24 protein-coding genes are annotated in these 21,799 nt (G+C 40.3%); 9 read left to right on the top strand and 15 right to left on the bottom strand.

The features are described 5' to 3' along the window. Positions 1 to 173: 173 nt before the first annotated feature. The 3 genes from A361_RS07390 to glp all read right to left on the bottom strand — a co-directional run bounded on the left by A361_RS07390 (position 174) and on the right by glp (position 2,847). A complete protein-coding gene (locus A361_RS07390) occupies positions 174 to 893 on the bottom strand; it encodes a YwiC-like family protein (protein WP_019381468.1) in 720 nt (239 codons plus the stop codon). Between the two features lie 158 nt (positions 894 to 1,051). Continuing rightward, the gene (gene mobB / locus A361_RS07385; RefSeq protein ID WP_009331246.1) at positions 1,052 to 1,594 is read right to left on the bottom strand and encodes a molybdopterin-guanine dinucleotide biosynthesis protein B; all 543 of its coding nucleotides are present in this window, start codon (positions 1,592 to 1,594) and stop codon (positions 1,052 to 1,054) included. Further along, positions 1,582 to 2,847 (bottom strand): gephyrin-like molybdotransferase Glp, encoded by a 1,266-nt coding sequence (gene glp / locus A361_RS07380; RefSeq protein WP_019381466.1) that lies wholly within the window; start codon positions 2,845 to 2,847, stop codon positions 1,582 to 1,584. Before glp ends, mobB begins: the two co-directional genes overlap by 13 nt. Before the next feature lie 513 nt (positions 2,848 to 3,360). Here glp and ric point away from each other — a divergent pair. After that, complete coding sequence (gene ric / locus A361_RS07375) at positions 3,361 to 4,053, top strand: iron-sulfur cluster repair di-iron protein (RefSeq protein ID WP_009331248.1); 693 nt, start codon at positions 3,361 to 3,363, stop codon at positions 4,051 to 4,053. Between the two features lie 112 nt (positions 4,054 to 4,165). On the opposite strand, the gene moaA is transcribed toward ric, so the two are convergent. After that, complete coding sequence (gene moaA, locus A361_RS07370; RefSeq protein ID WP_019381465.1) at positions 4,166 to 5,182, bottom strand: GTP 3',8-cyclase MoaA; 1,017 nt, start codon at positions 5,180 to 5,182, stop codon at positions 4,166 to 4,168. A gap of 286 nt (positions 5,183 to 5,468) precedes the next feature. Here moaA and A361_RS07365 point away from each other — a divergent pair, with 286 nt between their 5' ends. Next, positions 5,469 to 6,170: a Crp/Fnr family transcriptional regulator gene (locus A361_RS07365; protein ID WP_009331250.1), complete on the top strand. Its 702-nt coding sequence runs from the start codon at positions 5,469 to 5,471 to the stop codon at positions 6,168 to 6,170. A gap of 29 nt (positions 6,171 to 6,199) precedes the next feature. On the opposite strand, the gene A361_RS07360 is transcribed toward A361_RS07365, so the two are convergent. The 3 genes from A361_RS07360 to A361_RS07350 form a co-directional block, all read right to left on the bottom strand. After that, entirely contained in the window at positions 6,200 to 7,327 is a 1,128-nt protein-coding gene (locus tag A361_RS07360; RefSeq protein WP_019381464.1) for a TIGR04053 family radical SAM/SPASM domain-containing protein, read from the bottom strand. A 217-nt stretch (positions 7,328 to 7,544) separates the two neighbouring features. Beyond that, the gene (locus tag A361_RS07355) at positions 7,545 to 7,853 is read right to left on the bottom strand and encodes a metal-sulfur cluster assembly factor (RefSeq protein WP_009331252.1); all 309 of its coding nucleotides are present in this window, start codon (positions 7,851 to 7,853) and stop codon (positions 7,545 to 7,547) included. Between the two features lie 73 nt (positions 7,854 to 7,926). Then, the gene (locus A361_RS07350) at positions 7,927 to 8,694 is read right to left on the bottom strand and encodes an alpha/beta fold hydrolase (protein WP_019381463.1); all 768 of its coding nucleotides are present in this window, start codon (positions 8,692 to 8,694) and stop codon (positions 7,927 to 7,929) included. Between the two features lie 280 nt (positions 8,695 to 8,974). Between A361_RS07350 and A361_RS07345 the strand changes: the two genes are divergently transcribed. From A361_RS07345 to A361_RS07340, 3 genes are all read left to right on the top strand, one after another. Further along, positions 8,975 to 9,793, top strand: coding sequence for a Cof-type HAD-IIB family hydrolase (locus A361_RS07345; protein ID WP_009331254.1), 819 nt, complete (start codon positions 8,975 to 8,977; stop codon positions 9,791 to 9,793). A 128-nt stretch (positions 9,794 to 9,921) separates the two neighbouring features. Then, positions 9,922 to 10,074, top strand: coding sequence for a hypothetical protein (locus tag A361_RS30420; RefSeq protein ID WP_009331255.1), 153 nt, complete (start codon positions 9,922 to 9,924; stop codon positions 10,072 to 10,074). Between the two features lie 2 nt (positions 10,075 to 10,076). Continuing rightward, positions 10,077 to 10,262, top strand: a complete 186-nt coding sequence (locus tag A361_RS07340; protein ID WP_009331256.1) for a DUF3813 domain-containing protein — start codon at positions 10,077 to 10,079, stop codon at positions 10,260 to 10,262. A 38-nt stretch (positions 10,263 to 10,300) separates the two neighbouring features. Here A361_RS07340 and A361_RS07335 read toward each other — a convergent pair whose 3' ends face one another. Both A361_RS07335 and A361_RS07330 read right to left on the bottom strand, forming a co-directional pair. Beyond that, positions 10,301 to 11,056 (bottom strand): BsuPI-related putative proteinase inhibitor, encoded by a 756-nt coding sequence (locus A361_RS07335; RefSeq protein ID WP_009331257.1) that lies wholly within the window; start codon positions 11,054 to 11,056, stop codon positions 10,301 to 10,303. Positions 11,057 to 11,075: 19 nt separating this feature from the next. Further along, positions 11,076 to 11,906, bottom strand: coding sequence for a YitT family protein (locus tag A361_RS07330; RefSeq protein WP_009331258.1), 831 nt, complete (start codon positions 11,904 to 11,906; stop codon positions 11,076 to 11,078). A 357-nt stretch (positions 11,907 to 12,263) separates the two neighbouring features. Between A361_RS07330 and A361_RS07325 the strand changes: the two genes are divergently transcribed. Together A361_RS07325 and A361_RS29300 are read left to right on the top strand one after the other, a co-directional pair. Further along, a complete protein-coding gene (locus A361_RS07325) occupies positions 12,264 to 13,118 on the top strand; it encodes a DegV family protein (RefSeq protein WP_009331259.1) in 855 nt (284 codons plus the stop codon). A 106-nt stretch (positions 13,119 to 13,224) separates the two neighbouring features. Beyond that, entirely contained in the window at positions 13,225 to 13,356 is a 132-nt protein-coding gene (locus A361_RS29300; RefSeq protein ID WP_009331260.1) for a DUF3941 domain-containing protein, read from the top strand. A 45-nt stretch (positions 13,357 to 13,401) separates the two neighbouring features. Here A361_RS29300 and A361_RS07320 read toward each other — a convergent pair whose 3' ends face one another. After that, positions 13,402 to 14,265 (bottom strand): S1 RNA-binding domain-containing protein, encoded by an 864-nt coding sequence (locus A361_RS07320; RefSeq protein ID WP_009331261.1) that lies wholly within the window; start codon positions 14,263 to 14,265, stop codon positions 13,402 to 13,404. A gap of 158 nt (positions 14,266 to 14,423) precedes the next feature. Here A361_RS07320 and A361_RS07315 point away from each other — a divergent pair, with 158 nt between their 5' ends. Further along, positions 14,424 to 14,915 (top strand): YajQ family cyclic di-GMP-binding protein, encoded by a 492-nt coding sequence (locus A361_RS07315; protein ID WP_009331262.1) that lies wholly within the window; start codon positions 14,424 to 14,426, stop codon positions 14,913 to 14,915. 118 nt (positions 14,916 to 15,033) lie between these two features. Here the strand turns inward: A361_RS07315 and A361_RS07310 are convergent, their stop codons facing one another. Then, entirely contained in the window at positions 15,034 to 15,537 is a 504-nt protein-coding gene (locus A361_RS07310) for a GNAT family N-acetyltransferase (RefSeq protein ID WP_019381462.1), read from the bottom strand. Between the two features lie 120 nt (positions 15,538 to 15,657). On the opposite strand from A361_RS07310, the gene A361_RS07305 reads away from it, so the two are divergent. After that, positions 15,658 to 16,527: an SDR family oxidoreductase gene (locus tag A361_RS07305; RefSeq protein WP_019381461.1), complete on the top strand. Its 870-nt coding sequence runs from the start codon at positions 15,658 to 15,660 to the stop codon at positions 16,525 to 16,527. A gap of 183 nt (positions 16,528 to 16,710) precedes the next feature. On the opposite strand, the gene A361_RS07300 is transcribed toward A361_RS07305, so the two are convergent. From A361_RS07300 to A361_RS07285, 4 genes are all read right to left on the bottom strand, one after another. Then, positions 16,711 to 17,757, bottom strand: coding sequence for a LacI family DNA-binding transcriptional regulator (locus A361_RS07300; RefSeq protein WP_009331265.1), 1,047 nt, complete (start codon positions 17,755 to 17,757; stop codon positions 16,711 to 16,713). Positions 17,758 to 17,877: 120 nt separating this feature from the next. Next, positions 17,878 to 19,416 carry an alpha-amylase family glycosyl hydrolase gene (locus tag A361_RS07295; protein WP_019381460.1) on the bottom strand — a complete coding sequence of 513 codons (1,539 nt, stop codon included), beginning with the start codon at positions 19,414 to 19,416 and terminating at the stop codon, positions 17,878 to 17,880. 94 nt (positions 19,417 to 19,510) lie between these two features. After that, the gene (locus tag A361_RS07290; RefSeq protein ID WP_019381459.1) at positions 19,511 to 20,353 is read right to left on the bottom strand and encodes a sugar ABC transporter permease; all 843 of its coding nucleotides are present in this window, start codon (positions 20,351 to 20,353) and stop codon (positions 19,511 to 19,513) included. A gap of 2 nt (positions 20,354 to 20,355) precedes the next feature. Further along, positions 20,356 to 21,639: a carbohydrate ABC transporter permease gene (locus A361_RS07285; protein ID WP_009331268.1), complete on the bottom strand. Its 1,284-nt coding sequence runs from the start codon at positions 21,637 to 21,639 to the stop codon at positions 20,356 to 20,358. Between the last annotated feature and the right edge of the window lie 160 nt (positions 21,640 to 21,799).

Genomic DNA, 21,799 nt, shown 5'->3' with positions numbered 1-21,799 from the left:
GTATATTTAATCATTTATATACATATTTATGAATTTATGTTTCTCTTATTATAGAAACTGAAAGAAAAAATTGCAACCTATTTTACTGAAGTTTTAAAGATTTCTAATATTTATTTATACTCAGCACAGCTATTTCTGGATAAATTAAAAAACCGGCCTGGTCAGGCCGGTCTTTAATTATGAATGGCAAGTAATAACATGAAAAAGAATATGGCTGCATTCGCAATTTCATATATCCCAATTTTTTTAGGTGTAAATGATTTCCCATAAAATGCAATGGACCGAAAAAGGCTGGGAAGAAACGCTGCAGATACAATCCATCCACCTGCCAGCAGCCAGAGGATCGGTACCGCAGCATGAAAGATCCACGAAATCCATTTGAAGGAAATGTTTTTCTTTTCCCTGATCATTGATTTTACATAGAAGGTGCTTCCGGCAAAAAATGAAATGGAAGCTGCAAATACTGTCCAGGCCAGCGGTGTAATTTCCCCATGCGGCAAATAGCTGCTCGCAAGGCCTGCTATGGAAAAGGCACTAATGGCACTAAAGTCGTTACCCAATGCCCTATCTCTGTTATTAGACGAATAGCGTGCATTAATGATAAAAAAAGGAATCATAAGAAGTCCAAATATGATAATCGACGGCCTTACCAGTAAAGGGAATAATAGCAGTAAAATAGCCGGAACCAAATAAATAATAGCCCACTTTGCATAAAAAGCCATCCTTTTTCTTTTAAATAGGAGAAGGCCAGGATAAGTAGCCAGATATAATAATATCCATCCTAAAAAAAACGGGATATGAGACCAAATAATATCAGATGCCGCCGCCCCGAGCCAAAATGGCAGGATCAGCATTGCCCAGGCTCCATGCTGTTTTGGCATAAATAACTTCATCCTTAATACCTCCCCGCTGCTTTCTGCCAATAATATATAATTTTCCGCGTAAATAATAAGTGAAGATTATCACTGGTAAACAAATCGCCACAAAACGTTCAACTTTTAGAGAATTATTAAAAACAGCCCCCAAAAAAAATGGACTGTTTTGTTTAATCTTATTTCTTTTTCTTACTTTCGCTCACTAAATACTCAATAATCCACTCAGTGCCTTTGGGATCACGGATGCTGAAAAACGGAGTTTCCAAATCTGCAGCCTTGTGCTTAATCACTTTATCTTCCCAGCAGAAGAGTGCACAGATATTTGTCAGTTCCTCTATAAGGTACCTATCTTCATCACTTCTGAGCATGAGTGCTTTAGGGTATGAAGCCTTTTTATGACCTTCAATAAGCACTACATCAGGCTGCAGCTGCACGGCAATATTAATTTGCTCCTCCAGGCTCCAGCTTTTCTTCTCAGCTTGTAAAAGCAGTCTGCCTCCACCCTCAACAATTGAAGCGGCTGCTCCTGATTCAATATGATTGCTGGAATCCTTTCCTTCTGGGGTTTCGGGTTTGCCGCCATGACCATGATGCTTAATGGTAACGACAGAAAGTCCCTTCCCTTTTAATCCGGAAATTATTTTGTTAACCAATGTTGTTTTTCCACTGTTTTGATAGCCGGATACCTGAAAAATAACAGGTTCCTTTACCATGGCCATTCGCTTCCTTCATGGTCCTCAAGCAATAGCACCTCAACAATGTCGCCCATGCCATAGCCTCTAGTTCCGCCGGGCAGAATCATTAGTGAATTCGCGCCGGCGAGACTCATCACAATGTTTGATTTATCCACTCCGCTTGGCGCCGCAACCAGTCTGCCTCCTGAATAATTCACAGCTGTCCGGACAAATCGTGTAAATGGATTTGCTTTTGGAAACTCAGCCACGAGCTCTGCTGTTTCTTTTCTTAAATGCGGCTTCTCAGAGAACAGCATTTTCCGGATAATCGGTCTTGCAAAAAGCTCAAATCCGACATAGCAGGCAGAAGGATTTCCGGAAAGTCCAAACAAAAGCTTCCCTTCATGCTGGGCAACTGTAGTCACACTTCCGGGCCGCATTGCAACTTTATTGAAAAGGACCTCTGCCCCAAGCTTTTCGTAAATGCCCGGCAGATAATCAAAATCGCCTACAGATACACCGCCAGTAGTAATCAGTATATCCACGCTGTTCAATGCTTCTTTCACAGCATCGAAACATGTATCAAATTCATCAGGGAGCTTTCCATAATAAATAACTTCCGCCCCAGCCCTTTCAATTTGGGCTGTTATCATATGGGCATTGCTGTTTCTGATTTTCCCTGGCTGCAGCGGTTCGTGTACTTCCAATAGCTCTGTGCCTGTTGCAAATAATCCGATAACAGGCTTCTTTGCAACCGGTACTTCGGCATAGCCAAAGGTAGCAAGAATAGCCTGAATTCCCGGGTTGATTTTTGTCCCCTTCTTGACCAGTGAATCTCCTTTTTTCGCATCTTCGCCCTTGAAGGAAACATTGTCTCCACTATTATAGGAGCGTTTAATGGACATAAAATTCTTACCGTCTTCTTCATATGCTTTTGCCAGCTCGAGCATTACTACGGCATCACATTCTTCAGGCATTTGCGCACCAGTCATAATTCTCACAGCCTGGAATGGACCAATGTTTTTGGAAGTTACATGCCCTGCGCCAATATGATCTACTACCTCAAATACTGCGGGATTTTCCATTGAAGCTTCCTTTGTATCTGCTGAACGAACAGCAAATCCATCATATGGTGATCGGTCAAAATGAGGGACATCATGGGTCGCTTTTAAGTCTTCTGCAAGAAAACGACCGTTGCTTTCATTAATGGATATGTATTCTGCACTTCCTTTTAATTGATAGGCCATGATTTTTTTTACTGCTTCCCCAACAGGAATGGGAGTTCTTTTTTCCAGCATTATATCAGCTCCTATGTACTTTTCTTAACGCTTTTTCTATTTCAATTATTATAAACGTACATGAAAACTTATAACATGACAATCATCACACTTTCAGTTTCACATGTGCATGGTTTTACCCAAAGGCCGTTTTCGTAAGGTTTGTTGCTTTTTTTATATTATTTACTGAGTTGATTGTAGCGGAAGGTGCGAGATCCTCGAAAATGCACTCGCATTTTCTTCGTGCGGTGTTTACTCAAGGGAGCTTACTCAATGTCCTGCGGGAGTAGCGGGACAGGTGAGACCCCGCAGACGCGGAGCGTTGAGGAGGCTCACCGCCCGCCCCGCGGAAAGCGAGCAGTCTGGAGCGGAAATCAACGGACAACATTGATAGGCAAAGAACAACAATTTATGCGAAAATAGCCTACCCAAAAAACTTTATAAAAAGCCTGCAAGTGTGATGCCCGTCACCAAATTAAAAAGGAAATTCGTTTATTCTTTAGATAGTTCACAAGATAAAAGGAGGAAAATTCAATGACCATACATCTTACAGAAGACCGTCTGGTAAAAGATATTGTAAATGAATTTCCAAAGACAAGTGATGTTTTTAAACGTCATCGCATTGATTTTTGCTGCGGTGGAAATATTCCGCTGGTGCGTGCAGTTTCTGATCAGTCTGCAGATATGGAGGTTCTGATAAAAGAATTGAACGAGGTTATTCAGAAGGAAAACCAAACCGATGATTTAGAGGTTTGGACAGACAGTGCATCAGAAGACATTATTGAACATGTCATCAATCGATATCATCGTCCTCTTGAGGAGGAACTATCGCTATTAAGCCCGTATGTAACAAAGGTTTCAAGAGTCCATGGAGAAAGCCATGAGGAGCTTTTAAAAGTCCACCAATTATTCTTTGAGCTGAAGCATGAGCTTCTTGAACATACTTCTAAAGAGGAAGAGTCAGTTTTTCCAATGCTCCTGAAGCTTGAAGATCCTCAGGTTGAAAATCGCAAAGAAATCATCAGCTATATCCGGGAGCTTGAGAAAGAGCATGATCATGCAGGTTCAATTTTAAAGGAATTAAGAGAAATTACATCTGATTATACTCCACCTTCAGATGCATGCGGATCGTACCGTCTAGTGTATAAGCGGCTGGAAGATCTGGAAAGCCAAACCTTCATGCATGTTCACCTTGAGAATAACATTCTTTTTCCAAGATATTTATAAACATTACGATCTGTAGCCAATAACGGCTGCAGTTTTTTTGCAGTCTGAACGACAAAATAAAAAGCCTGCCCGCCTATGTCCATTTCTCGTGACAAAGCAAAGCATGCTTTTTTTATCCTCCAATATAGGACATTTCAATTTTTTTCCTGCTGGCAATGGTCTCTTCAGTCCGTTCGTCTGAATATCTGTCTTTTCTGCCGTTCCAAATATTAACAATCTGATCAGTAATTTCTTCATCCGTGGCGCCTTTTCTCATAAATCCCTTCAGATCATGTCCTTCTCCATTAAATAGGCATGTAAAAATTTGGCCGTTTGCTGACAATCTTGAACGTGTGCAGCTTGAACAGAAAGATTCAGAAACAGATGTAATAAACCCAACATCTACATCAGTATCCTTATAACGGTATCGCTTGGCAACCTCTCCGAAATAATCCGGATCTACCGGTTCCAATAAATAATGTTCCTTTAAAATGTCATAAATTTCTTTTTTGGTAACAACCTCGTCCATCTTCCAGCCGTTTGTACTGCCGACATCCATGTATTCAATAAAGCGGAGCTGTAAGCCGTTATCTTTGCAGAACTTAGCCATCGGGACAATTTCAGAATCATTCAGGCCTTTTTTAACAACCATATTAAGCTTGACGCCAAGCCCTGCTTCTTTTGCTGCCTCGATTCCTTTAAGAACTGGTTTGACACCCACATTGCGTCCGTTTATTTTTCCAAACAGCTCATCATCCAAACTGTCCAGACTGATGTTAACCCTCACCAGCCCTGCTTCCTTTAAATCTTTCGCATGTTTGGGCAGCAATACACCATTTGTGGTAAGACCTATATCTTTTAAGCCCTCAATGTCTGAAAGCATTTTTACAAGTTTAGGCATATCCTTTCTCATAAGAGGTTCTCCGCCTGTTAACCTGATCTTCTCCACGCCAAGGCTTACAAAAATTTTAGCCAGCCGTTCAATTTCTTCATAGCTCAGAAGTTCATTTTTTGGAAGGAAAGCGAAATCCGGGCCGAAGACTTCTGCCGGCATGCAGTATTGACAGCGGAAATTACAGCGGTCAATGACAGAAATACGAAGATCTCTTAAAGGTCTATTCAATTTATCTTTAACGATTGTTTTAGCCATTTCGTTCAACTCCATATAAAGAGTGACTTAAATAAGCTTTCTATACAGATGTATATTTTAGCCTTTCCCTTAAAATAACAGAAATAACCCGGTATCTCAAATTAAGGGCTTCTACTATTAGAACATACAATCGTTTCAATGTTAATAGGGAATTGTTTATATAATAACAAAGACACACCATTTCAATAGAAAATGCCACAATAAAGACACAAAAGCCGGCAATGTTTTCACTATACAAATGATACTATTGTGAAAAAAGACAGTTGTTTTATGAAGGAGGATTAATATGGCTCGCACAGCCATTAAACCGACACATTCCATTGAGATTAAAGAGCTTCTTCATTTTGCAGACCGGCGTATGAAAACCTCCAAAGGGGCTTACATTTTTCAGGAAGGTATGGATGCTGCTGAACTTTATATTATACTTTCAGGCAAGATACAAATCAGCAAGATAACAGCTGATGGCAGAGAACTTACCTTCAGGTTATGCGGAGAAAATGAAATTATTGGCGAGCTTACCCTATTTACCAGTAACCCTAAATATTTATTGAATGCTTTAGTTCTTGAAGCTGGCGAAGTAGCTGTGATAAAAAAAGATGTCCTGGAAAAGGAGATATTTAAAAATAGCACATTGGCTTATGAATTTATGAAATGGATGAGCGACCACTTTCGTAATACTCAGACCAAATTTAGAGATCTCGTCCTTAACGGAAAAAAAGGTGCCCTGTATTCAACCCTTATCAGAATGACTAACAGCTATGGCATAAAAGTTAAGGATGGCATACTCATTGATCTGCCCCTTACGAATCAAGAGCTTGGGAATTTTTGCGGCACATCCAGGGAAAGCACCAACCGGATACTGGGTGAACTGAAAAAAGACAGCATCATTACCATTCTAAATGGAAAAATCACAGTCAAAGATCTTGAATATTTAAAAAATGAAATAGGCTGTGAAAACTGCCCTGCCGTATATTGCAGCATCGAGTAGGAGTGCATCCGAACGGCACTCCCTTTCTTTTATGATTTTGCCGCTTTCTTTCTAAGTGCCTTTGGAATATAAACACAAAACGGCTCGCTTTCCATATAATCCCCTGTCATGGCAAATGCCCGTGACCTGGATCCCCCGCATACATAACGGAACTCGCATTGTCCGCATTTCCCTTTATATTTATCAGGATTTCTGAGGTCTTTAAAAATTGGCGATTCCCTGTATATTTCAGCAAGTGGCTGTTCCCTTACATTCCCTGCTTTAACAGGCAGAAGCCCGCTAGGATAAACATCCCCAATATGTGAAATGAAAACAAATCCATTTCCGTCATTCACACCTTTAGGAGCCCTGCCTAAACCATCTATAGAACCCGTTAGCCCTTGCTGTGTAAGTGCATCGAGATATTGAATGTCCTCATTCTGAGCCTTCGCTTCCTTCATTTTTTGCTGAATGACCACTCGGCGGTAATGCTGGGCAGCTGTTGTCTTGATATCGAAAGTAACTTTTTTGCTTAAGTTATACAGCCATGTAAATACCATCTCATGTTCAACCGGAGAAATCATATCTGTTTCCTGCCCTCTCCCTGTTGGGACGAGGAAGAACACACTCCAAAGAACACATTTGAGTTCTTCTACAACTTTAGCCATTTCCTCAAGATAATCGATATTATAACGCGAAATAACTGTATTAATCTGGACTGGAATTTCAAGCTCGTGCAAATATTTAATCCTTTCGATCGTTAAATCAAAGGAACCGGCAGTACCTCTAAAATGGTCATGGATTTCCGCTTTTGGCCCATCAAGGCTGAAAGCCCATCGAGCTAAGCCGACCTCTTTGGCTTTTTCAATAGCTTCTTTTGTTACATTCGGTGTCGCACTGGGCGTCATTGACACACGCACGCCTTTTTTTACAGCATATTCGGCAATGTCGAATACATCCTGCCTCATTAATGGATCACCACCCGTAAAAACAAGCATAGGGTTGTTCATTTCCTTGATTTGGTCAATCAAATACTTCCCTTCATAAAAGGAAAGCTCTCGCGGATCTCTCCTGTATTGCGCTTCCGCACGGCAATGCAGACATTTTAGCTGGCATGCCCTTGTTAATTCCCATATCACAATAAAAGGGTCTTTATTAAAATCTCTATCAAATCCCATTTGAGATGCCTCCTTAACAGCCACAGGTCCTGGATGTTTCATCAACGCAATTTTGTCTTTCCATCGTTAGTATAGGATAATCGGCATGTTAAATAAGTGAACTACCTCACATACAATGCTCATTTTCAAAGAATTTACAGAGATGTGTTCAAAGGAATTAAAGCAAGGGCATAAAAAAACAGCAGGAAAATAATCCTGCTGTTTTTAAGATTCAATCTTATTGTACGCCAAGTGCAATTTTTGCATAGCGGGACATTCTGTCTTTAGACCAAGGCGGGTTCCAGACAATGTTCACTTCAGTGTCCTTTACTTCGGGAATATCAGCCAATGCTGACTTTACTTGCTCAACAATTGTTCCTGCCAAAGGACACCCCATGGAAGTAAGAGTCATATCTACCACGGCTTTACCTTCCTCTTCCATTTTCACATCATATACTAAGCCTAAGTTCACAATATCTATCCCCAGCTCCGGGTCAACAACAAGTTCAAGTGCACCCATGATGCTGTCTTTTAAATCCTGGTCCATTTCTGCAGCACTCCTTCATTATTTACTTTATCTATATCTTAACAAATATTTAAATGAATTGAAAAAATGTTGGTTATAGATGTTCCCCAAACCATTTAACCGTTTCCAGCAGCCCTTGCCTGCTTACTTTGTGCCCCGCCTGTTCATCTGATATAAACATGAGGTTTTCAGGTGAGTCACTATATAAGGGCTGGATGGTCTCATAAAATTGGTATGTATAGGAATAAGGCACAACCGGGTCTTTTTTGCCATGCCAGAACATAAGCGGCCTTCCTCCAAGTTTTTCAGGCTGAAGACTTAGATCCCGCTCCCTTAAGGTCCCCAGCAGATCTGCTAGTTCTTCGCTTGAAAGCGGAATTTTAATATTATTCTTCTTCAATTCATCCAGCTGAAGCTGAGCAAATTTTTCATAATACGGCATACCCATAAGGCTTACTGCAGCTTTGACCCACTCATACTGGGTCAAGGCGCCCAAAGTGACTATTCCTCCCATGGAGGTGCCCACAAGCCCTATTCTTCCCTTGTCGATCAGATCTGCATCCTCATAGACATCCCTGATTATGTTCAATTCCGCAATTGTATTTAGAACAATATCCCATAGCCTGAAATTTAAATCGCTGCCTGATAAACCTTCAGATCTTTCCCCATGAAGCAAGGTGTCTGGAAGCACCACCCTGAACCCTTTTTCAGCTAGCAGATAGGCATAATGCAGATTATGTTCTTTGGCACTCGTAAAGCCATGAACGAAAATAATAAAAGGCAAGCGTTCCCCTTTTACTTCCTGTCTGGCCAGTTCAAGAACAGGAATTTCTTTGATATGCTTATGTTCAATAACAACCACAGTTCTTCCTCCTAAATCTGTTAGGGCACAAGTGAATTTTTTTACAAAATTATAATAATATTGATAACATATATGTATAAAATGATTTTGTAAAAGCTTACGCTCTTGTTTTGATGTAAATTCTTTCTATATTTTCAGTTTAACATGTAGACTTTTTTTTTCCAAAACCTTTACACTTAAAAGAAAAGCGGGGCATACTTCAAGATAAGCAATTGACTGCAGTGCGTAAACTGCAGTTAAATTCTTATAAAAAAGTGCTGAGCGCTTAGAAGGAGATCTTATGGCAGAAAAACATTTAATTGCACTGGACCTTGATGGAACATTATTAAAAGATGACAAAACCATCTCAGCTAAAACTAAAATGATTATTCAAAAGGCACGCGAACAAGGACATGAAGTGATGATTGCCACCGGAAGGCCATTTCGCTCCAGCGAAATTTATTATCGTGAAATGGGATTGACTACGCCAATTGTCAATTTCAATGGTGCTTACATACATCATCCTAAAGATCATAATTGGGGAGTTTATCATACACCTCTGCAAATGAACGTTGCAAAGGAAATTGTAGAAGCCGTTAATAGCTATACAGTTCATAATATTGTAGCAGAAGTTATAGATGATGTTTACCTGCATTACCATGATGAAAAGCTTCTGGATATCTTCGGTTTTGGCGATCCCAAAATTACGACTGGAGATTTACGCAATTATCTTAATGATAATCCGACAAGCATGCTGATCCACACAGATGAAGAACATGTAAAAACAATTAGAGCCCATCTTTCCGAAGTCCATGCCGAAGTGATTGATCACCGTCGCTGGGCGGCTCCATGGCATGTCATTGAAATAGTAAAAACAGGGCTGAATAAAGCTGTTGGCCTCCAAAAAGCAGCTGATTACTTCCAAATACCGCCTGAGCGGATCATAGCTTTCGGTGATGAAGACAATGATCTTGAAATGCTTGAATATGCAGGCTACGGGATTGCCATGGGCAATGCTATTGACCAGGTGAAAAATATTGCCAATGAAGTCACCTTAACCAACGAGGAGGATGGAATCGGAATCTATTTAAATGAATTATTAAACCTTAAAGCACTATAAGCAAATGACCAAAAGAAATTTAATGGCAACCAGTCCTTTAAATTCCCTTTTTAAATCATTCCTTTAGAGCATACTAAGGGATGGAGCAGCACAATGCTGCTTTAAACTCTTTCATGGAGGGGATTCGAATGGGTAAACGTAATAAATCAAAACGCTTCGTACAACAGGGTGTTGATACTGTTAGTAAGCATGATGAACGTATCCCGTACCACATGACCTATGCAGAGGCGGAAGCCCAAAAATTAGCTAATGTGAAAGAATCATCCCTCGGAGGAATATAACGATGGGAAACAGATTATTTCAGGAAGCCAGAAAATATGTGGAAATAGCTAAAAGTTCTGCAGGCGAAGAAACTGTTTCCCGTGCGAAAAATGCTTTAAGTTCCGCGTTTGCCAATTCCACGGCGGCTGAACAGGCACAGCTGCGGGAGATGCAGCAGGAGCTTGAGCAATATTCGCAGAATCGCTAAAAAGAAGCTGGCAGCCTCGATGGCTGCCAGCTTCTTTTTTACCTCCTTTCCAGGATAACAGGAAAGGGATTTATAATATGTCCGTCATTATGGCTTTTTTCATATAAATGCAAAATCACTGATCCGTTTTCAGGCAATTTATCAGCAGGAATGCTTACTTTTATATTATAGTTCTCCCAGTTATTTGAAAGAGCTGATACTCCCTTTTCAGGCAGCAGTTCATTATGGCCATCTTCAACTGTATACCATAGCTTTCCGTTTTTTGGACGCCCTTCAATTGATACTGAATATAAGCCATTCTCTCCAGTAACCTTAACATGGCGAAAGGCAGGATTTTGTCCTGGGATATAGACAGAGGCTTCTGATTCCGCTTTGGTCTCCAGTTCTTTGCCATTTAAGTTTGATGCCAAAAGCCTGGCTTTTACAATGTACTCCCCTTCCTTTACTCTTTTGCCATTGTGCCGATAATCCCACTGCTCTTTCCACACCTTGAATTCATCCGGTTTGACGGCAATGGTCTGTATAGCTTGTAAAAATGCTTTACCTTCTGAAGAGGAATATACCATTTCGCCATTTTGATTTAATATATTTACTTCGTAAAATTGGGAAGTCCTAAACTCAAAGCTTAGCGGGTAATTGGCAGTATTCCTCAGAAGCAATTCTATCTCCATTGTTTCCGTTCCTGCTTGAGGCATTACTTTAAAATCAAATGGCATTTCCTTTTTAGAAGCTTCAAAACTTTGCAAAGGCATAGTGAAGATAATCAGAGCAGCAGCAGTCAAAAGCCGAAGCATCCTTCATCCCTCCATTTATTTAATCCCTGCGGAAGAAACCATAAACACCAGCGGTTTGGACAATATTTGTAAAGGCATTCGGATCTACTTCTTTAATAATTCTTTCAAGGTCGAATAACTCATAACGGGTGATGACAATCATCATCATTTCCTTGTTTTCATTTGTAAAAGCCCCCTTTGCCGGAATGGTTGTAATTCCCCTGACCAGATGGTCATGGATGGCTTTTTTCATTTCTTCCGATTTTTTCGTTATAATTAATGCTGTCAGTTTCTCATGTCTTGTATGAATGGCATCAATGACCCTGGTTGAGGCATAAAGGGTAACAAGAGTGTATAAAGCTTTTTCCCATCCATACAAAAAGCCAGCTGTTATTATAATAATGGCGTTAAGTGTGAAAAAATATGTACCGACAGGCTTGTCTTTCATTCGGGACAATACCATTGCGATGATATCCATTCCTCCTGTAGAAGCCCCCCATTTCAGTGTTATCCCTACGCCAACAGCCGCAATCACACCTCCAAAAACGGCATTAAGCAAAATATCTTTTGAAACATGAATTACCGGTATGATTTCCAAGAAAAATGACATTAAGAATACGCTTAGAAAACTGTAAATAGTAAAAGACCTTCCAACCTTCTTCCAGGCTAAAATGGTTACAGGAATATTTAGAATGAACAGCAGAATTCCTGTTGATCCAAAATCCCCAAGAATGCTTGATAATAGCTGTGCCACACCTGTAAAACCGCTCGCATATACATTGGCAGGTATCAGAAAAAAATTCATCGCAATTGCGTTCAATATCGCGCCAATCAAAACAATAAATACTTTCTTAGTTTCTAACCAAACCATTTTTTACCCCCTGAATTTTTTTATTATTTTCTTTACCCAGTAAAGTGAATCTTCAATCAGCGGGGGATTTTTCCCCGCTGATTGTTAGTTGAGGCACACAGCACAAGGAAGGCTTCGTCAGCATAATCATCGACCAAAAGCTGCAGCTTATGGGAGGAAGCGGGTCACAAATACGTTTTCACAGCATACGGGCAGTTTGCCCCCCGCTTATATCCCTTCTATTCCTTTGATTTCTGAAAGTAAGAGTCTTACTGCCCGTTAGACTTGCGAAAAGTGTCATTTTCAACACAATTCATTGTTTTTTCTCCTTGATTTCTATAAACTTAATTCATATAGTTTGAAAGCAGGTGAAAGAAAATGTCAGTAAAAATTTTAGCTGACAGTGCGTGTGATCTGCCGCTAAGCTTCTATGAAGAAAATGGCGTCACACTTTTCCCATTAAAGGTTCAACTGAATGATACAGAATATGAAGATTTAGTCACCATAGAACCTAAGGATGTTTATGATGCTATCCGTGAGGGCCAGGTGCCTAAAACATCTCAGGTATCCCCTCTCCATTTTGAGGAAACGTTCATGAAGATGGCAGAACAAAATGAAGACGGCATTTATGTTTCTTTTTCCTCCGGACTCTCAGGTACATACCAGACCGCTGTAATGATTTTGGAGCAAGTAAAAGAGAAATACCCGGATTTCAAATTATCCATTATCGATTCTAAGGCGGCTTCATTGGGATATGGATTAATCGTTAAGGCAGCGGCTGCTAACGCACAATCAGGCGCATCCAAGGAAGACATACAGCAAGATATCGAACTTCGATGCCGGCACCTCGAGAGTTTATTCACTGTAAATGATCTCGAATACCTGGCAAAAGGCGGCCGTGTTTCTAAAGCTTCCGCATTTCTAGGCGGACTTTTGAACATTAAACCTCTGCTAACTGTAGAAGATGGCAAACTTGTACCGATTGAGAAACTGCGCGGCAAGAAAAAGCTTCTTCGCCGCATCATTGAGCTGATGAAAGAAAATGGGACTTCGTTTGAGAATCAGACGGTCGGCATCAGCCATGCTGATGATGAAGACACAGCTCTTGAAATGCAAAAATTAATCCTGGAAGAGCTAAAAGCCAAAGAAGTCTATATTACATCCATAGGCTCTGCAATCGGGTCCCATACGGGTCCAGGAACAATTGCGATTTTCTACCAAAAGCAAATATAAACCTAGTGAAGAATACATACTCCATTTCATTCTGACAGACAATATGATTGTACTTCAGTAATATTCTGAAGGATAAACCTCTCAGTGTGAAAGGAGTATTATTATTATGCCGCATACTTCCGATAATGATAAAAAAGCAAAAGACAATAATGCGCTTCTTCACGAAAAAAATATGATGCGCGAGAAAAACCGCAAAGCCGGGAAAAACCAATATTCCAAAAAGACAGATCATCTATAATAATAAAACGGGCAAGCATTGGCTTGTCCGTTTTTAGATTGTGAATTAGTCTTTCTTTATATATGTCCATCCATCTTCCTGATAAACCTTGCCTTCCTTCATAAGCCTTCCCAAGGCCCTTTTAAAAGAAGCTTTGCTTAGCTGAAAACGCTCCTGTATATCTTCTGGCGCGCTTTTATCGCCAAATGGCATCGCACCATTGCGGCTTTCAAGATAAGATAGGATTTTTTCGGAATCATCGTCCAATACCTCATGTTTTCTGGGTATAAGGGAAACATTCACTGTTCCGTCCTCTTTCACATCAACAATCCGTCCCTCAACTTTTTCGCCAAGACGGGGCTCCCTTTTGCGCTGGGATTCATGGATAAAGCCTTTAAAGCCCTCAGCTGTATAAATCCAGCTCCCAACCTTTGCAGTTCTATATATATGTCCGTGAATATTCTTATTAAAATCACTTTTGGCTGCCTTTATTGAAATATCTGTAATGACAGGATCAGTAGCCATTTTTACATAAATTCTGTTATTCTTATTCACCCGGAGTGTAATGTATAACCTATCCCCTTCAATCGGCCAGACGGCTTCATGTACAGGCAAATCTTCCTCACCGAGGAGCATGTCCTTCTGAATGCCGATGTTGATAAATACACCGATGCCGGGCTTTACATCACTTACATGCGCCCATCCATATGTACCAGCCTGAACTTCCGGAATCACAGTTGTTGCTGCAATTCTTCCCTGCGAGTCCATATAAAGAAAAGCCTCGACTTCCTGTCCTTCCTCCAGCTTTTCATCTGTCTCGTTCTGATGAAGAAGAACATCTTCCTCTCCATCCGTCAAAAAATAGCCAAAAGCCGCTTCCCTTGAAACAATCAGTTTAGCAGCACGGCCTAAATTCTCTTCTAAAGCCATCCCTTTTCCTCCTTCTTAGTTTCCAGTAAACAAATATTCATTATATTAAATCTTTCCCAATTAAGATCACATAACTCCTAAAGTTGTTTGAACTGCTATATTTTACTATAATAAGGACAAGAAGTGAAACTTAAAATGTTATCTCCAAGGAGGCTGTCATGTCTAAAGAAAGCTCATTTGATATTGTATCCAAAGTTGACTTTTCTGAAGTAACCAATGCCATTAATATTGCCATGAAGGAAATCTCCACCCGTTATGACTTTAAAGGCAGCAAAAGTGATATAAAGCTCGATAAAGAAGAGCTCGTGCTTCTATCTGATGATGAATTTAAAATGGAACAGCTTAAAGATGTTTTATTGAGTAAATTGATAAAAAGGGGCATACCTGTAAAAAATCTTGATTACAGCAAGATTGAGGGGGCATCAGGCGGAACTGTACGCCAAAGAGCAAAGCTTGTCCAGGGAATTGATAAAGACAATGCCAAGAAGATCAATACCCTTATTAAAAACAGCGGTTTAAAGGTGAAGAGCCAGGTTCAGGATGATCAGGTCCGAGTAACCGGCAAAAACCGCGATGACCTGCAGAAGATTATTGCTGCTGTTAAAGAGGCAGATTTGACTGTTGATGTTCAATTCGTAAATTATCGGTAATTTTAAGCAAACGGAGAAAATCCGTTTGCTTTTTTAATTTTTCAGAAAAACCAGCTTGCTTAAATGAATTTATTTGCTGATTTTATAATTTTCACCGTTTGAGAAAGAATGCTAAGGGTTATTTTACAAATTTATACATCATTAATTCATCTGCATAAGACCCATCGCTTCTTTTAATATGTTTAATTTTGCGTCCTTCCTCCTGAAATCCAAATCGCTTGTACAGATGGATTGCTCTTTGGTTATACGAAAAGACTTCCAGGCATACTTTTTCAAGACCTGGCTCCTCTTGCGCCCACTTCAAAAATTGCTCCATCATTTTGCTTCCCAGTCCCTGGTTACAATGCTTCTTCTGTATTGTGATCCCGAAATAACCCAGATGGTTTACCTTTTTGCTTTTTGAACGCCGAAAGTTCAGCATTCCAATCACTTCATTGTCAACTTCCGCTAATAAAATAAGATCTCCAGTTCTAATGCTCTGCTCAAGCCACGCTTCCTCTTCTTCAATTGTTAAATTAAACTCATCCGCCTCAGTCATTAAAAAATCAGTTTCTCCAAAAGCTTTCCGGCAATGCGCCAAAATGGCTTCTGCATCACTTTTGTCAGCTGATCGAATCTGCAAATCCTGTTCCCCCACTCTTTTTTAAATCCATTATATAAGAGCAATGCAAATAATTTCCATGTTTTTTTACCATAATAAAATGGAATTAAAAGAGTATTAATGATTTGGAGGGATTTCGTAATGTCTAATACTCAAAACAATCCAAAGGAATTTCCGCCTCAGCATCAGGATCATCAGCCCGGCACAGAGGCGCCAATGCAGCCTGAGCCCCAAACTGTTGATCCAAATTATAAAGGGTCCGATAAATTAAAAGGAAAAGTTGTTTTAATAACAGGCGGAGACAGCGGCATCGGAAAATCAGCTGCCATTAATTTTGCCAAAGAAGGAGCCAGCGTGGCGATTGTCTATCTGGAAGAACATGAAGACGCAGAAAAGACTAAAGAGGCCATTCAGGCTGAAGGACAAGACTGTCTGCTGATCTCCGGAGATCTTGGAAGCGAAACATTCTGTAAGGATGCAGTCAGGAAAACACTTGATAAATTTGGGCAAATCGATGTACTGGTTAATAATGCAGCCGAGCAGCATCCTCAAAAAAGCCTGCTCGATATCACTGCTGAACAGCTTGAAAAAACATTCCGAACAAACATCTTTTCATTCTTCCATCTGACAAAAGCAGTACTTCCTCACCTTAAAAAAGGGAGCTCAATTATCAATACTGCTTCGATAACAGCTTATGAAGGCAACGAGCAGCTAATCGACTATTCTTCAACAAAAGGAGCGATTGTCTCCTTTACACGCTCATTGGCCAAATCGCTGGCTGGACAGGGAATTCGCGTAAATGGAGTTGCTCCTGGACCTATTTGGACACCGCTTATTCCATCTACATTCACAGCGGATAAGGTATCAAAATTTGGATCAAATACCCCAATAGGCAGAGCAGGACAGCCTTATGAATTAGCTCCGGCTTATGTCTATCTTGCCAGTGATGATTCATCTTATGTGAGCGGCCAGATGATTCATGTGAATGGGGGCACTATTGTAAACGGGTAGAGTGAAACTTCAATCAGAAAGTGTTCAACTAACCCCTCTGATTGTTAGTTGAACCAATCTGGCCTATACGGGCAGTTTGACTCCCAATGATCTCTTATGAATCCTCTGGAGTCTTCCATTGGTGAGTCTTACTGACCGTTAGACGGCGATAAAAAAGGGAAGCCTGCATCAGGCTTCCCTTTTTTACGATACAATCTGTGGTTCTTCAGTTTTCGGACTGCTGCATGAGCAGCGTTTTACAATTTTATGGGGAATAATAATGCGCTTTACAGGCTCCCGCGGGTTTTCAATTCTGTATATAAGGCTTCGGGCAGATTCAAATCCCAAATCGAATATATTGATATCGACAGAAGTTAGAGGAGGTCTGGACATTTCAGCCAGAAGCACATTATTAAAGCTGATGATAGACATATCTTCAGGAACTTTTATACCCATTTCATCCAGAGTATTCAGGACACCCAATGCCATTAAATCGTCGGCAACCACAAGGGCGGTTGGAGGTTTTGTCAGGGAAATGAGTTCTCTGACAGCTTCCTGGCCTCCTTCTTTTAAGAATTCTTCATGAACAATATACTCATTTACCAGTTCAATTCCAGCATCCCTTAATGCTTTTTCATAGCCGAGCAGACGTTCAACTGTAACAGTTAGATTCAAGTTTCCGCCGACAAACGCAATTTGCTTATGGCCCAGCTTAATCAAATATTCCGTTACTTCTTTGGCTGCACGGAAATTATTATTATCCACGTAAGTGATTTCTTCTTCGTCCGAAAAAGGCTTGCCAATAACAACAAATGGGAAATCCCTATCTTTTAAGAAGGCCAGAACTTTATCCTCCACTTTTGAATACAGCAATATCACTCCATCTACCCGGCCGCCCTGTACCATTTGGACAACACCTTCATAGATCTCATCATCTGTTTTCCCGGTTGTCATATGGAGAGCATAATGCCTTTCATGGGCTCCCTCGCTCAGACCCCTAAGGACAGTTGGAAAGAAGGGGTTCTGAAATACAACATCCGTAGAACTGGGCATTATCAGCCCAATTGCGCGGGTTGATTGGCTTGCAAGGCTTCGGGCAATAAAATTCGGATGATATCCTAACTGTTCCATTGCTTCCCTGACTTTTTGCTTAGTTTTCTCGCTGATGCGAGGATTGTTGGCAATTACCCTTGAAACAGTAGAAGGCGCAACTTTTGCCATCTTTGCTACATCTTTAATTGTGACTGCCAATAGAATCACCCTCTCCGTGAGGTCTCTGTTATTAATATTATAATCAAAACAGGTTTGATTTTCTTTCCTTTTTTAAACAGTTAACAGGAATAGGAAGAAGGGGAGGCTCTAATGCCAAAATTACTCGGATTTCTTCTGTTTTGACCGCTTCCATAAAAGATAGATAAAAATCATAAAGGCTGAATAAACTGCTGCAAGTGCAGCAATCAGCGGAATATTCAATCCCGATTTTTCTGCCAGAACATATACTTCAGCCTCTTCCCGGTCAATGATCATCTCATATTTTCCGTCTTTATCTCGGATGAGATCATCAGCAATCATGCCGCGAAGCTCTTTTCCTTCTTCTAATTGAGTGGAATCAAGTACCGCTTTCTGTGACTTTGTTGAATTATTGATCACAATAACCGTTGTTTCATCTTCGTAATTCCGTTTATAAACGGCAAAACCGTCCTTTTCCTCCAGCAGTTCCATGTCGCCCCTTGTTAAAGATGGCAGCATTTGCCTAACTTCCCCAAGTTTTGCGATATAATCAATCAGTTCTTTATCTGTACGGAAATCCATTTGCCTGCGGTTGTCAGGGTCCTCACCGCCATCCATAGCTATTTCACTTCCATAATAAACAATTGGAATCCCAGGTGTGGTATACATGTATGTTAAGGCAAGTTTCCACCTTGGACCCGGATGATGATTTTTTGTGATAGCATCCCGAGTGAACCTGACAGTATCATGATTATCCATGAAGCTTCCCATTAGATAGGGATTTTCATAAAATGCCTTATTTCGGTCCCAGTTTGCAAAAAGCCAGCTTAACGATTTGTCAGGCTCTGCAAAGGCAGTTCTTAAATGATCATTTAAAGGATAATCAACAAAGCCGTCTATTCCTGTTTTTTCATATTCAGCAATATATTTTGGATCATCCGACCATACTTCCCCCAGCAAATAAAAGTCTTCTTTGACTGACTTTACATTTTTGGCGAATTCGGTCCAGAATGATTTTGGAACATGCTTTACAGTATCAAGACGATATCCATCAATATCCGTTTCTTCGATCCACCACTTTGCTGCATCAATTAAATAGTTTTGTACCTCAGGGTTTTCCTGCTTTAAATCAGGGAGTCCATAAATCCAGCCATTTTCAATCTCAGATTGATTCGTCCAGTTGATGATATCTTGTTTTTCATGGAACCAGTCCTTTTTCCCGGGGTCATTAACCCATTCGTGATTGGTGCCCACATGATTTACAACAAAGTCCAAAATCACTTTCATATCTCTTTTGTGAGCTTCTTGGACTAACTGCTTCAATTCATCCATTGTGCCAAAGTGCTCTTCCGTGTTATAAAAATCTTTAATCCAATAACCGTGATAGCCCTTCTCTTCATTATCAAAAACGGGAGTCAGCCAAATTGCGGTAAACCCCATATCTTTAATATAATCCAGGCGTTCTGTAATCCCCTTAAAATCTCCGCCATGATAAGCTTTTGGGTCCTGAACATCGACTTTAAAGTCATTGTTGGGATCTCCATTGCTAAATCGGTCAACCATTAAGAAATAAAATGTTTCATCTTGCCATTTACGCTCTTCTTTTTCAGCTGCTCCTGCCGGCAGGGCATAAAAAAGAAGAAACGGGATTAAGATGAAGGTTATGATTCCTTTATTCATCGCCGCTCCTCCTTCATTTTTCAAGCCGCTGAGAGACTGCAATCCAGTTCAGTTCGCAGACTGCAGCGGCCAGTAAAGTTTCAGCCCTTTAAGATTAGCCTTTTGTTCCCCCTGCCGTCAAACCAGATACAAAGTATTTTTGGAACATAAGGAACAGTGCAGCAATCGGAATGGCAATTAAAACAGAGCCAGCAGCAAACTTTGTAAATTCATTTCCAAATTGCTTCGCAACCATTTCATACAATCCTACAGCCATTGTGAACTTTTCATCTGTTCTTAATAAAATTCTTGCAAGGATAAAATCCCCAAAAGGAGCTATGAATGAAAATAGCGCAACTACCGCAACAATTGGTTTTGCCAGCGGCATAACAATTTGCCAGAAGACACGCAGATGGCTCGCACCATCCATTTTCGCAGATTCATCAAGTTCTTTTGGAATCGTATCGAGATAACCCTTCATCAGCCAGGTATTCATTGGAATCTGTCCGCCGACATACACAAGGATTAATCCAAGATGTGTATCAATTAAACCTGTTCTTGTCGCTAATACAAATATGGCAATCAGCGCTGCAAAGTTGGGTATCATTTGCAGTATCAGGAAAGTTAATAATCCATTTTTCCTTCCGATAAAGCGGTAACGGGAAAATGAGTACGCGGTGAAGGATACTGTAATAACCGTTAAAATCATGGTCAATGTACTTATTTTCAAAGAATTCCAGTACCATTTAACATAATTGGATTTATCTGAATCAAAAAGGTATTTGTAATGGTCTAATGTCGGATTTTCAGGAAACATTGTGGATCCCGACAAACTTTGGCCTGGATTTAAGGAAGAACCCACTACCCACAAAAGCGGATAAATCACAATAAAGCTCATCAAGGCAATGATTACATAGGAAAAAGTCAGCCGGATAATTTTATTTTTCTTCATGCTCATAGCTACATCAAATCCTCTTCTTGGAATGATTTTGTTCTTCTAAACTGCCATAGGGCTACCGTGATGACTATGAGTGATAGGATCATGGTAACTGCAGCGGCTTTGCCGTATTGGGCAGAAGTCATTGTCAGTTTATAAATCCAGGATATAAGAATATCCGAACCGCCGGCATTTTGGCCCGGAATGGCCGGTCCCCCGCCATTAAACAAGAAGATAACATTAAAGTTGTTGAAGTTGAATGTATACTGAGTAATGATAATGGGTGCCGTTGCAAAAAGAACCAGCGGCAGAGTGATTTTTGTGAATTTCTGCAGGATCGTTGCACCATCCACTGTTGCAGCTTCATAAAGCTCATCCGGAATGGACTGCAGCACACCTGTTGTCATAGCAAAAATGAACGGGAATCCAAGCCATGACTGAATGAAAATTAATGCTAAACGTGTCCAATTTTCCTCTGTCATCCATGGAACAGGACCGATGCCAATTGCATCCAGAATCGTTTTATTAATCACACCAAATGTCTCATTGAACATCCCTGAGAAAATCAGGATCGATATAAATGCAGGAACTGCCCAAGGGAGAATGAAAATTGTTCGGATAATCGCTTTCCCTTTAAGATCCTTCTGGTTAACGAGAATTGCCAGGAAAATACCCAGAGCTACCTGCAAAGAGGTAGCTACAAAAGTCCAGACTATTGTCCAGCCCATTACGCCAAAGAAGGTTTTTCTCCATAAATCCAGCTTGAAGATATCGATAAAATTCTGAATGCCAACCCAATCTACCAGTTTTGCAGGCGGAGAATGATATAGATCATAGTTTGTAAATGCAAGAAGAACTACGAATAAGATAGGAAAAATAACTACGAAAACTAAGAGAAAAAATCCTGGTGATATCATTAAATATGGAAAACCATTATCAAGGAGATTGTGGTACTGTTCCCTGACACTGTTTAATTTCAGCCCCAAATCACGTTTTTTTCCATTATTATATGCATCATAAATATTGAAAGCATATATGATAAGTCCCAATGCTGTTACAATCAGTGCGATAATTCCATCGATCAGGAGAAAAATTGAGTGGTCCAGAACTGGAATTTCCCCCAGTGTAATAAGTCCCCAGAATCCCCAATTTAGTGTGTCATAGAATGCTGCAAAGAACGAAACAGTAAGAATTAAGAATATGGCACCTTTCACGAATTGTTTATTATAAAACTGTCCAAATCCAGGCAGGATGGATAATAGAGCAGCATTTCTTCCATGATTGGATGTCATTTTTTTTGTTTCCATATGGCTGTGGCCTCCCCTTTCTTTATAGGAGAAAGTATTTTCTATTATTATAATTCATTTCCAAAATAATAGCGGCTGTTTTTGTGCAAACGGTTGCTTTAAAGAGGAACAGGAAAGCGGCTTCTGCCGCTTCTATTTAAAGATATGAATGTATTAATTC

Origin of the sequence: Cytobacillus oceanisediminis 2691, assembly GCF_000294775.2 — a bacterium.
In the GTDB taxonomy this organism is placed as follows: domain Bacteria; phylum Bacillota; class Bacilli; order Bacillales; family Cytobacillaceae; genus Cytobacillus; species Cytobacillus pseudoceanisediminis.
The sequence above is the reverse complement of the archived record's forward strand: the minus strand, read 5'-3'. Positions and strand labels throughout refer to the sequence as shown.